The following is a 14,728-nucleotide window of genomic DNA, read 5'->3' on the forward strand; positions in this document are numbered from 1 at the left end:
ATACCATTACCTGGAGTTTAAACGGCTCGACTAAAGTGCAGTATGTTAAACTCTACTATTCCAAAGATGCCGGCACCTTTACTAATGTGATTGATGATTCCGGAACTGTCTTAGCTACTGTGCCTTATACTTGGAACAATATCCCGGATATTATTAGTACGGACATAAAAGTCAGGGTTTTTGATAACGGCAATCTTAATGTTTTTGGGACCAGCGCTTCTTTTAGGGTAATCGGAAGTATTTCAGTTTTATCTCCCAGCGCCGGGCAAGAGTGGGAGGCAGGTTCCAGTCAAACGATCAGTTGGTCAAAGAAAGGAACGATTGGGTCAGTCAAGCTTTACTATCTTTACAAGGGAAGTTATCAGTATATCGCTACGGTAGATACTGATACCATCAGCTCCTATCCTTGGACGGTGCCTAACCGGGTGCAAAATGATAGCCGGATTAAAATGGTGGATCTGGATACGGAAGGCACAGCCAATGAAGTATCCGGCTTATCTGCGCAATTTTATCTTACCGGTAAATTTACTATGGATGCGGTGCAACCGGTAATTATCGCCGGCACTCCGTATACGGTGCTTTGGAATAATCAAGGGTTATTAGATGAAATTCCTAATGCCAAGTTAGAATTTTTCGACGGGACGACTTGGCATAATATTGACTATAAAACTACGGATACAGGGATAGTTTCTAACTCTGGATCATATTCCTGGAGCGCTCCTACGGATGTTAAGTCTTTGAGCTGCGCTTTTAGGGTAAGCGACCCCAATCACTCCAACACCAAAGCTACTTCAAATAATTTTGAAATTCGAGGCGTAATTACGGTTACTCAGCCGGCGTTGGATGTGGAATGGAATGAAAATGCCACCAAAGATATAACCTGGAATATTACCGGCGTCTGCGGTAATGTTAAGATTGAATATTCTCCGGATAACGGAACTAGTTGGCCGGTAATTTTGGTGGGTTCCTGGCCTTCCACTACACCCTATCCCTGGACTTTGAATCCGGCGACCATAGATTTGAGTAATGTGGCAAAGATTAGGGTTTCGGATGCCGGATACGCGACTCTTTATGGTATCAGCGCTAAGTTTACCGTATTGGGAGACGTGAACATTGAAGCTCCTTTGGCTACGGATAAGCTAACCGTAGGTTCACCATTTACCATTAGATGGAATTCTGTAGGCAGCGGGATGGTGGATATCTCCTATTCTAAGACCGGAGTACCGCCATTTACATTCCTATATAATATTGATCAAAATGCCAAGGAATGGATTTGGACCCCTGCGAATGATGCGATCACGACTAATCAAAAGACCGGGGCGATTGAAATAAAATATACCAGTAACCCGGATAAGATGCGCGACGTATCCGGGCTCTTTGAGGTGGAAGGCAAAATTACGATGAATACTCCGGAGACCAGCGGCTTGATCTGGACGGTAAATTCAGCTCATGACCTGGAATGGACGCCGACAGGAACCTATTCTCCGGTTAAGGTGGAATATTCTACAAATGGTTTTGCCGATGAATTACAGACGTATTATGTGGCCTCGGTATCTAATTCGGCAAGCGGTGTAAAGAAAACCTGGCCCTGGACTATTCCTAATGCCATTAGCGATACGGTAAAAGTAAGAGTGAGCGATGAAAATGATCCGGATGTTAAAGCAGTGTGCCCTTATCCGATTAAAATAGTTGGTTCATTGGATGTTACTGCTCCGGAATCCAATTTGCCTGCTCCGGTATGGTATAAAGGTGAGGTTAGGGGTATTACCTGGGTGGCGGTGGGCACGGTAACTAATGTTAAGATTGAATATAAGACCTCTAGCGGCGGCGGATATACGACGATTATTGCTAATGATCCCGGGCATGTTGAAGGGAGTAATATCTATAATTGGACCTTAGCTGATGAGAATTCCGAAGACTGTTATATCCGGGTATCGGATGCCGCGCATTATGCTGATGTTTACAGTGTTTCCGCCTATCCTTTTGCCATGCGCCCGGTACTTACGGTGAGCTCACCGGTTTTAAACGAGAATTTATTAGTCGGCACAGGTAAGAATATACTCTGGAGTGTTAATGGTTCGCTCAAGGTTAATCCGGTAACCGTCCAGTGGTCTAAAGATGGCGGTGCCTTTGCCAATTTAGCGCTGAATATACCGGCGGCTAATCAATCCTATACCTGGACACCTATTCCTGACGCGATCAGTAATAACATTGTCGTACGCGTCTTAGACGGGACTAATGGTAATGTCTATGGAGACAGCGCGGTTTGTCATATTAATGGCAGTATTGTGGTTACTCAGCCTATGGGTTCTTCTAATTGGCAGGTTGCGGCCACGGATAAGACGATTAACTGGACTTATACCGGCTCAATCAGTGATGTGAATATCTATTACGATTATGGAGTGGGAGGATATCAGCCATTAGCTACCGGTATATCCCGTGGTGTTGCCGGAGCAGGTTCCTGGGCCTGGTTGCCGAGTATACCGGATCAAGTTTCTAATAATGTTAAGGTTAAGGTCGCGGCGATTAGCAATGAAGCAGAAGTACTTGGGGAATCTGCCGTCTTTAAAATCCGCGGCGGGTTTACGAACCTAAGAGTAGAAGACCTGGGGAATAATCCGGTTAATGTCCTGCAGGCAGCTGATCCTTATAACGTTAAATGGAGCACCACCGGTTCTGCCATTACCAATGTCATTTTAGAATTCTCTTCAAATAACGGGACCAGCTGGAGCTATATTAATCCGGTTGATCCTTATACTGTCTCTAACACCGGAAGTTATTCCTGGAATGCTCCGGTCTCCGGCCTTCCGGATCCAGCCTCCAGCTGTTTAATTAAAGTTACTGATCCCAATAACCCGGTGGCTACGCTTACCTCCGGGCTGTTTGAAGTTCGGGCCAGGATGACTATTGATGATCCTACCGGTAGCGATGAATGGGTAGTGGGTACTACCGGAGAAACAATTGCCTGGACTACTACCGGTGTAGTGTCCAATGTTAATGTTGATTACTCCCGGAATAACGGCACGGACTGGATCAACCTTAAATCCGGCATTGCCAATACTAACTCGACCACCTGGAATATTCCTACGAATATTGATTTAAGAACTCCTAATCAGGCTAAGATCCGGGTAATTAACTCTTCTTATGGCACGGTTTATGCCTTATCCAGCAGCTTTAAGATGAAGGGGTTAATTAATGTTACCAGTCCCACCGTCAGCGATACCTTGCGTATCGGCGTCCCGCATAATATTACTTGGACGACTACCGGCTTCTTTAGCCGCGGTATTACCAACGAAGACGATGTGGTCTTAAGCTATTCTACTAACGCCGGCACGACCTTCATCCCGATTACTACCTTAGATTATAATTATGGCGCTCCCGCGGGAACTTATGCCTGGACCCTGCCGCTGGATGCGATTACCTTAGATAATCAGAAGAAAGCGGTAATTGAGGTTAAGGATTTAAATGACGGTACTAAGGTTAGGGGGGTAAGCGCGGGCTTTGATATCGAAGGCCAGGTTACCATTAACGAACCCAACACTTCAGGATTAATCTGGACTGTCGGCTCCAGCCATAATATTAAATGGACTCCTACCGGAACATACGGCACAGTCGAGTTCCATTATTCTATTGATAATTTTTCCAGCTCTAATATCTTGATCGGCCAGGCAACGAACTCTGCTTCAGGGGCGCAAGGTACTTATTCCTGGAGTATCCCGACCAATGTTTTAAGTGACTCCGTCAGGGTCAGGGCCAGGGATGCCGCGGATGCGGATGTTAAATCTATCTCCGGTTATGATGTAAAACTCGTCGGCAGCCTGATCGTTACTGCTCCGAACACAGATACGCCTAAGATTGTCTGGTATAAGGGTGAGGCTCGGAACATCAACTGGACAGCCAATGGCGCAGTGACCACTGTCGATATCGATTATTCCACTAACGGCGGCACGGGCTGGACCAATATTATTACCGGCGAAGCCGGACATACCTCCGGCAGCAACACTAAAGCGATTACTATTCCTGACGAGAACTCGGAGAACTGTCTGGTGAAGGTTACGGATTCCGCGCATTCCAGCGTCTTTAATGCCTCGGTATATCCTTTTGCCATGCGTCCGGTAATTAGCGTCAGCCAGCCGGCTTTGGATCAGAATTTAGTCGTCGGCTCTAACTCCAATACCATTACCTGGAGCCTCAACGGTTCAACCAAGGTGTCTTTTGTTAAACTCTACTACTCTAAAGATGCCGGCGCGTTTACCAATGTGATTGATGATTCCGGAACAGTATCGGCGACCGTGCCCTATACCTGGAATAATATACCGGATGCCATTAGCGATGATATAAAGGTCAGAGTATTTGATAACGGCAATCTTAATGTTTACGGCACATCGGCAAGCTTTGATATTATCGGTAGTATCACGGTTAATGAGCCGCACCTAAATGAAAACGTTCCCGTCGGCAGCAGTAAGACCATTACCTGGGCGAAGACCGGTACCCTGGGTAATGTTAAGATCTACTATTTTCACGACAGCGCTTATGAATATATTAATACCGTAGATAGCAATACCTTTAGTTCTTATAACTGGACTCCTATTCCCGCTCAGATTGAGAATGGCTCTTTGGTTAAAGTTATTCAACAAGCCAGTGAAGGCACCGCCGATGAAGTCTTGGGCATATCACCTGCCTATAATATTATTGGTAGTTTTCTTTTCTTGGCCGGGACTAAATCCCCAGGGACTTTCAATAGCGGTGCATCAGTTACCCTTACTTGGAATAATTATAGCCTGCAGGGAGAAATCCCCAATGCCAAGTTAGAATTCTTTGATGGACTCGCCTGGCATAATATTGACTATAAGACGACAAATACCGGGATAGTCTCCAACACCGGAAGCTACGGCTGGAGCGTGCCGGTTGATGTCCGGGCAGTTAACTGTAAATTCCGGGTATCTGACCCGAATAACGCTAATGCTTTTGACTCTTCTGATAATTTTGAAATCCGCCCCATACTTACATTTAGCGCGCCTACGGCCACGGATAAATGGGCCATCGGCACTCAGGCCGGTAACAACATTGTCTGGTCGATCACCGGCCTGGTACCGACGGTTAAGATTGAATACTCTAAGGACAACGGCTCTAATTATACCTATACTATTGCTAATCCTGTAGCCGGTAACTCTGCGCCGTATGAATGGAATATTCCGGTGAATCAGGATATTATTACTGACCACACCGTGGGTTTTGAACAAAAAGCTAGGATAAAGGTAACGGATACTTCTTTGGGAGCGGTATATGGAGTGTCCCAATTATTCATGGTTAAAGGAGCAATTACGGTTACTGAACCTAACAGTTCAACGGCAGCGTTGAAAGTGGCGGAAGCGCATAATATCGCCTGGACTACTCCTTGCACAGGTGCGGCGAATATGGGTAATCTGAAGATCCAGTTCAGGAAGATTAATACTGATGCCTGGACGGATGTAACTACGGTTGCTTTTAATAACAGCCCGTATACTTCCTGGGCCCCGCCTATAGACGGGATTACGAGTAATGTTAAGAGTGCCCAAATCAGGATTACGCAGTTGAACAATAGCGAGGTTTATAAAGATTCAGATAATTTTGAAATAGAAGGTAAGCTTGAGCTTATTCAACCCAACATCGAAGGAATACTCTGGGCAGTAGGTGAGCCCAAGGATATTATCTGGAAACCGCAAGGAACTTTTAGCTATGTTAAAATTGAATATTCTACTAATGCTTTCTTAAACGAAAGTCAAGTCACCGTAGTGGCGGCCAGCTCTCCAAATTCCGCGCACAATGTCAATGGTATTTATCCCTGGACAGTTCCGGATGAGATTGGTAATAATTTGAAGGTGCGGGTTAAGGCGACTAATGATCCGAATGTTTTGGCAATTTCAGCTTATCCATTTGAAATTAAAGGTGCGCTCACACTTAATCAGCCTAACGGCGGAGAAACCTGGTATGTTGGAGAGACAACACGTAAAATTATGTGGTTGGCTAGCGGGACAATCCCGACGGTTAAACTGGAGTATTCCAAGAATAACGGCGGTATCTGGAATGAAATTATTGCCTCTACCGCGGCAGGTAAGGGCGCGGGAGAATACTCCTGGCCTTCAGTGGCTGACGCCATCAGCAATTTATGTTTAGTCCGGGTATCCGATACCCGCGACGCCACGGTTAAAGATGAATCTAACGCTGTATTTTATATTAAAGGTAAACTGCAGGTAACCGTTCCTACGGGGGCTACGCGTTGGATTGCCCAATCCAGTGATCATAATATCGAGTGGATCAGGACGGGTAGTATTGTTAATGTCAAGATAACCTATGCCGTAGATGCCGGAGGTTTTACCAATACGATTATCGGCTCAACCTCAGGCGGTAACTTGCTCTACCGTTGGGATAATTTACCTAACCATGTCAGCAGTACTTATAAGGTAAAAATCGAGGATGTGCTGGATGCGGATGTTTATGATATATCTCCTGATTTTAATATTGTCGGAAGTATTACCGTGACTAAGCCGGATAATTTGGTGAAGGCCAAGGTCGGAACAAACTATAAGATCGAGTGGACCAGGATAGGTGATTTTGCCAATGTGAGAATTGAATATTCTCCGGATGGTGGAACAAATTATACTAAGCAGATTATTGAGTCTACTTCTGCCGGTAATCTTTTCTACTGGTGGAATAATATTCCCACGGATACTGTCTCCGCTACCGCTAAGGTTAAGGTTACCGATGCTAATGATGTCTTAACTTTAGGTGAATCTGCATCATTCAAGGTGCAGGGTGTATTCGATGTTACCTCTCCGGATTTAGGGACGGAGAAGTGGATTGTCGGAACTAACCACGATATTACCTGGACTACGGTTGGAAACGTCCCGAATATTACTTTAGAGTATTCTACTGACGGAGGAGGCACCTGGAGAGTGGATAAGATCGCGGAGAATATTGCCAATAACAATATCAAAGCCTGGACGATTCCGGCGACTCTTTCCAGCCAGGTAAGGGTTAAGGTTACCGATGCCAATGACGCGGAATCATTTGATATCTCCGCAGCGAATTTTAAAATTAGAGGAGACCTGCAGATTACTGCGCCTAATTTGAGCACGATTCCTCTGGTGGTGGGGACTCCTTTTGATATCACTTGGGATGTAACCGGGCCGGTAACTCAAGTAAAATTACAGTATTCCGTGGATGGCGGCGCTTATCAGGATATTTCCGGAGCCACGAACCTGGCGGCTACGCCGTCGAGCTTTACCTGGACGGTTCCCAACAATATTTCTTCCCAGGTAAAGGTCAAGATTATTGATAATAATGATCCCGCGGATACGACGGATGAATCAGATATCTTTACGATTACCGGAAAGCTGGATTTGGGGGCGCCTGTCGGCGGAGAAACCTGGTATGTCGGCGGAGCCGGATATGACATTACCTGGAGTAAAACTGGTACAATTCCTACGGTTAAATTGGAATATAATGTGGGCGGCGGCGCTTACCAGCCGATCCAGGATGCGGATAATTTAAGCGGCAACAGTTTCCGCTGGGTTATTCCGGATACGGCAGTGCTCAGTTCTCAGGTTAAGGTGAGAGTAAGCAATACTAATGCGGCTAAGCCGACCATTCCCGGAACATCAAATTCTTTTACGGTTAAAGGTAGATTAACGATTACTAATCCGCAACTTAATGTGGTTTGGGATGTCGGCAAGCTTAAAAATATTACCTGGACTAGAGAAGGCCAGGTGGGTACGGTAAATCTATCCTATGATTATGGCAGCGGGTTCAATCCTATTTCCGGAGCTCAAGGAATAGCTTCTAATCTGCTTACCTATAGTTGGAGCGTTCCGAATAATGTGAGTAATAATGTGGTGATCCGGATTGTTTCCACCATTGCCAGTGAGACGGATCCCAGTGATTCGCCTGCTTTTAAGGTTGCCGCGGACATCGGCCTGGTTTATCCGGCAGGAGGAGAGGTGCTTATCGTGGATAATCCGGAGACGATTGTCTGGACAAAGTCCGGTACGCTTGCTCAGGTAAGGCTTAAATATGATACCAACGCCGGCCTGGATAGCTATCCGAATACAATTGCTACTGTACCGGCAGGAGATTTAGGTTATACTTGGCCGGTGCCGGATGCGATTAGCGATACAGTCAGGGTGAAGATAGAGGATCCGGCTGTGGGGAGTAATACCGAAGCCCATGAATCCGGAAATTTTGTTGTTCGTGGTTCAATCCTGGTAACCAGTCCTACCGGAGTGGGGATCAATAAAAAGATTTGGATATGCAGTGAAAGCAATAATATCAACTATACTATTCATGGTTCGATAGCCAATGTCCAGCTGCGCCTTTCTTTAGATAATGGGACTAGTTATCTTGATGAAAATATTATTCTTAATTCCGTAGCCGCCGGGCCGGGAGTGCATACTTATGCTTGGCCGGTTGTTGACGCTACTTCTACTCAGGCCATGATTAAGGTGGTTCAGGTAGGTAAGCCTACGATTTATGATGAAAGTGATCCGTTTACCATCCGCGGTGGTTTTACCATCAGCCAGCCTAACAGCTCGGCGCGCTGGTTAAGCGGTAGTATCGGTAATACGATCAGCTGGTTGACCAAAGGTATTATTCCTAAGGTCTATATTCGGTATACGACTGACGCGGGATCGAATTGGAATTTCATTAATGACGGCTCACAAATTAATAACGTGGAATCTTATTCCGCGACTCTACCCTCGGTAGTTTCTTATAACCAGGCTCAGATTAAGATTTCCGATGTCAATGACGCCGCAGCCACCGAAACCTCAGCTCTTTTTACCATCCAGGGCAGTTTAACCCTGATATCTCCTAATGGCCAGAATAAACTTAAAGGCGGCCAGAATGATGTTAATTCTCAGGTTACCTGGAGCAGGGTGGGCCCGATACAGAGTGTGTTTTTGTCTTTATCCACTAATGGTGTAGCCGGCGCTTACACGGATATTAATACGATTGCTTATCAGGCGGATTTATTCTCTTATCAATGGAGCGTGCCGACTAACGTCTTATCGAATAACTGTTTTATCCGTATCCGCGATTCCCAGGATAACCAGGTAAAAGATGAATCCAATGCGGCTTTTAAGATTATGGATAATATCAGTGTTAGCTCTCCGATTGGCGGCGAACGCTGGGTGGTTGGCGCTGTTCAGAATGTTACCTGGAATTCTTTGGCGTTGGCGGAGAAAGTGAATATTAAATATTGTAAAGAGCCTACGCAGACGGATTGGCTGACGGTGACCCCTGCTTTTATCGCGAATTCTTCCAGCGGCAGTTATCCCTGGACTATTCCGCCGACTATATCCGCGACCTGCAGGATTAAAATCATCGCCGTCATCAGTGATGTTGAAGATAATGATTCTTTCGCGATTTCCCCGGCGGATTTTGTAATTAAGGGGCAGATTATCGTTACTTCTCCTAATGGCAGCCTGGTGCCTGCGGATAAAGAGAAGTGGGGTTGCGGTACCCAACATTGGATCACCTGGACAGGGCCGGGAATTGAAAAGGTGGATATCCATTATTTCAACGGTTCGCTTTATGTCCCGATTGACCCTCAGGGGTTAAATAACCTGGGTTCATATGAATGGACAATCCCGAGTATTGCTACGGATTTAGCCAGAGTGAGGGTAAGGGATAATAATACTACTTCTTTTAGTGATGTATTTGATACTTCCGATAATACCTTTAGGATTATACCGCGCGTAACCATCACCCGGCCTAATGGTTTGGAGGTTTGGTTAGCCGGAACCAATGAAGCGATTAATTGGGCTAAGGATGGGCCGCTGGATTTTGTGCAGATTGATTACTCACTTGACGACCCGGATTTTGCTACTCCGGCTAAAATATTCTCTATTAGCCCTAGTGCTCCTAATAGCGGTTCTTATGATTGGTTAAATATTCCTCCGGAGTCAGTTTCCGGTAAGGTTAGGATAAGAGTTGGTAAGTCCGGCGATGCGGATATTCAGGATATCTCTAATGCTGATTTCCGTGTCCGGGCAAGGTTTACAGTGATTACTCCTGACGGCGGCCAGAAATGGACAGTAGGCTCTCAACAGAATATCGTCTGGAATCAGGTTGGCCGGACAAACGGAGTGAAGCTTACCTATTATAAACAAACTAACCCGGCGATCTATGATACCTTTACTTTAACCGGCACATTCAACTCGGGAAACAACACTTATCCCTGGACGGTTCCGTCTTTTATCGAGCCGGATTTAATGCTTAAGGTTGAGGATAAAGATGATAACGGCGCTTTTGATATTTCTACCAGCAGTTTTAAGATTATGCGCGGATTTAATGTCACTTCTCCGACTGTAGTTTCTAAGTGGTATGTTGGAGACCCGGCTACGATTACTTGGAACTATACCGGCACTGATGCGATGGTGGGTATTTATTATTCTCTTTCCGGAGGCGTTATCGGAAGCTGGAATCCTATTCCCGGCAGTTCAGTGCTAGCCAGCGCCGGCCAATGGGAATGGTCGCCGGTTCCTAATTATATTACCGCGCAGTTAAAGATTAAGGTCGGGGATGCTAATGACGCCGATGCTTTTGGAGTCGGGCCGGTTTTACCGGCGGATATGGCTAAGATCAGGGCGAAATTTGCCATCAGCGCGCCCGCCGGCGCGGAGGAGTGGATCATTGGTTCGCAGCATAATATTACCTGGAGTAACAGCGGTACGGTAGCAACAGTAGATTTGCATTATTCTACGGATAACTTTAGTTCTGAAGCCCGGGAGATTATCTCTAATCTGAACAATGGCGCGCTGGAGAAGGGTACTACTTACAGCTGGACCATACCGGATATTTTTCAATTCCATTCCGCTGACCCGCAAAGCGCGCATCAGGTCAGGGTGAGAGTGAAGAGTAATACGGATATTGATGCCTTTGCCATTTCCAACCCCTTCAGGATCAAGGGGGAGATTTGGGTGAAAGCGCCGGTTTTAAATAATACCTGGGAAATTGAAATGAATAAAGGTATTAAATGGGGATGGAGAGGCACGATGCCTGAAGTGATGATTACTTATTTTATCACTAAATATACTATCGGTAATGTAACTGTCGCTGCGGGAAGCCCGGTGATTAACGGAACAGGCGCCTCCTGGTTAAGTAATGTCTCTGCCGGAGATTCTATTGGTATTGGCACGACTAACCCTAAAAATGTTGCCAAGTGGTATATTATCCAATCCGTAAATAATGATAACCAGGTTACCTTAACTGCTAATTATGCCGAAGGTAATGCTGAGGGGCAGAGCTATTGTATCGGAAGGTGGGCTCCTATTCTTGAGAATTACGGCACGGCTAACGACGGGATTGTGGCTAACGGAGCCGGATCCGGAGGAACAGCTTCTGAATTTTTACGCTCTTGGCTTGTTCCGGATCAGGCTAATGATAATGTTCTGATTAAAATTGTTGATCCGCGGGCTTCCGAAGCAGATACTTATAGTATCTCGGATTTATTTAAGATTATTGGTTACCTTATTGTCAAGACTCCTACCTTAGACGCTAAGCTGGCGGTGGATAGTATTTATCAGGTTAAGTGGGAGTGGGGTGGAACCATGCCGCAGGTAGGCCTGACTCTTTCTACCAATGGTTTTGTCGATGAGAATCAAAATGTCGACTTAGGCAATGTTCCTAACGGCGCAGGCCAGGGAGGAGCCGGATCAGAATATATTTATGCTTGGATGGTTCCCAACCATATCTCTCCTAACTGTAAATTGAGAATTTTTGATCCGCGGGTGCCCAGCGTGTTGAGCGTTTCTCCTAAATTTAAAATTCAGGGCGTCTTTACCTTAGTCACTCCGGCAGTTGCGCTAAATGAACTGGGGGCTTATGAATGCCGCTGGATTGTGGATGAGGTCCGCCAGATTAAATGGAATACCTTTGGTACGATACCCAATGTTGACCTGGTATATTCCAAAGATAATTTCATAACGGAAATCCCGATGGCCGGAGGCACGAATTTACCCAATATTACCGGAACTTATAATTGGACGATACCTAATGAGCGTTTGCAGGTTCCTCCGTATTATGTGAATGCCAAAATACGCATCTATGACCATAATGACCATGATGTTTATGTCCAGGGCCCTAATCCTGCCGGCGGCGTGGATGAATTAAAAATTGATTATTATAAAATTACCTGGGATATCCGCGACTTGGTGACGAACCAGGCTATTTCAAACTTAAAAGTTAATGATACTTCAGGTTTAACCGTGCCTCCTTATTATCAGAACTGGATTGCTCAGGGCTTGTCTTCACCGGTTACGCACTGGGTGCGCGCAGGCAGTTTTCACGCGGAGTTTTCTCATTCAGATTATGGGCCGATTGCCGAAGATTATTTGGTAGGATGGGATCCGTCAAAGCTTATCTGGAGAAAAGACCGGACGATCTTTAGGACGATGGAAACCTTAGTCGTGCATATTTGGCGCGCTTATTCGGAGTTTTCTTATGATGTAGTCGCTGATAACTTGTCCATCGTCAGCTGGTTGGAAAGAGACGGTTCGCTGGTTACCGGTTCTGTGATTACTGATGTTATCATCTATGATGGTAATTACAAAATTAAACGTAAAACCGTTCTCGTGGATGAGGCCAATAATAAACATCTTTTCTACACGGACCTTCCGGATAACGTTAAACTCTGGATAGGAACGCGGATGAATAATAACGGTACGCCGCTTAATCCTGATGATGATTATGAAGAAGTGCGCACGATGGATAATGTTATTGCGGATTGCGCGCCTCAAAAGACCGGAGAGCTGCCGATTCCGGCAAGCTTCAATGGTTTCTTTAGCCAGAGTTGGGGGCCAACCAATCATACGGCTCAGGTTAGCTATCCTAAATTACAGCCAGGCAGGGTTTATACAGTATCCAGCTATGTGGCTATGGCTACCGGCGCTACTTTTAAGACGCCAGTTTCTTTTACCGTGACTGTTCCTAAGGCCATGGATGATATGAAGTTGGCTGTGGAGAATATGACGGCTACGGTCAATACTGCATTGGATATGCCGATCTCTGTAATGGATTCTAATATGCGTAAGATTCTGGCCGGGCCTAATGCTGATCCCGATGCGATTGCCGCTCAGGGAGGTATCAAGGGTATAATTGAGGCGAGGTTGGATGCGCAGGCGGCAGTGCTTACCGCGGTTACCGCGGAAATGTTGGAAAATTTTACCGCAGTTTTAGTCAGCTTTGAAACCAGCACTACAACCGCAGTCGCATTATTAGAGAAGAGCGCTAAAACAGCAGAAAGTGCCGGTGACATGCTTAAAGCCACGGCGGAGAAATATTCCTGGCGTATAGTTATATCCCCTGATCCGTCTTTGCCCGGGGAGGAAGTAACTATAACGGCTACCGGGCTTCCGGAGAAGAAGCCGACGGTGGATATGTATAGTTGGGACAATAAGATTCTTTTCACCGCTGAGAAATTAAAGGAAGATAAAACTAATCCCGGCGTTTATAGCCTTAAATTTAAGACTGACAATAGATTTGCAAGTGGCAAGGCCTATACCTATATTATGCAAGAAACTGACAGTGATGCTTTTGAAATCGGCTCAGGAATGGTGGAGTCGATGAGTTTAACCACGATTGCCGGGTTGGCTTCCGCTGCTCCCGGAGCAGAGCGCGCGGCTAAGAAGGCCCTGGATGCGATTAAGGCGGTGGAGGCAGTGTTAGTGAGCGGTGAAAATATTAATATTGCTCTGACCCTTAAAAACCTTAGAGATTCTGTCGATGCTTTACCCGCGGAGTTAGCCAAGGATGGCCCTTCTTCGCGTTTAAATAATACTGTGGATGATATATCTAATCGCCTAAAGGCTCTGGGCGGTAAAGAGGGGCTGGATTTAAGCGCCTTGTTTGAAAAGGCCTTATCTAGTTCACCGACGGTTAGAGATATGCGCACCAAGACTGATGAGATTGGTTCAGTCATCGAGATTCTGAAACAAATTTTCGAAGCTAGGTTTGGCGGTAAGGATGCTCCGGTGGTTTCCACAACCCTTGCCCCGGGAAGCGTAAAATTCCGGATCGTCGCGGTTAACCCTTCACCGGTGAAGACGCAAAAGGTTCAGATTAAGTATGAGCTGCCGGGAGAAGTTAAACCTAAGGATATCGCGGATTTAGGAGGGCTGGATTTAGAATATGATTCAGCCCTATCGATCCATTATGTTTATAAGACAGATCTTGAGCTGACTCCCGGTGAGGTGCGTGTATTTGAAGTCGATGTTGAAGATATCTGGTTGATTGGCCAGGATAAGATTTCAGATTTAAAAGGACGGGTAGATCAAATATTGGCAAGGCTGGAACAAACTCCTTATTATCCTAAGGCTAAGGAGATAGCGGATACAATCTATCCTAAATTAAATGATATTCTTTCCTCACAGGCGGATGATACAGTAAGCCGGGAACGGCATATCGGTGTTTACCGTCAGAATTTAGAGGTTTTAGGACAGGTTAAGGAGGATATTGCCAGGATGGAAAAAATCCTGGTGACTGCCGGCGGGCCGCCATCTCCGGAAATGCTGGCGAAGACCAAGATTAAAGCTGATGAACCTAATAAAACATGTTACCGATTTTTTAAAAGTGCACTATTTATAAATTAAAAGTGCACTATCTTTAGTAGTTCTGTTTTAACCTTTTGGATGTCCAAAAGCCTGTCTTTATGCCAGAATCTTACTTCTGATAATCCGCCAGTGGTATAAGG

Annotated in this window: 1 protein-coding gene; it reads left to right on the plus strand. The window is 45.7% G+C overall.

Annotated features, from left to right (window positions below; genetic code table 11):
• Positions 1–35: 35 nt before the first annotated feature.
• Positions 36–14,627 carry a hypothetical protein gene (locus Q8N22_03135; GenBank protein ID MDP3052918.1) on the plus strand — a complete coding sequence of 4,864 codons (14,592 nt, stop codon included), beginning with the start codon at positions 36–38 and terminating at the stop codon, positions 14,625–14,627.
• Positions 14,628–14,728 lie beyond the last annotated feature (101 nt).

The organism is bacterium (assembly GCA_030693325.1).
Classification (GTDB): Bacteria; Patescibacteriota; Minisyncoccia; order UBA6257; family MFKM01; genus MFKM01.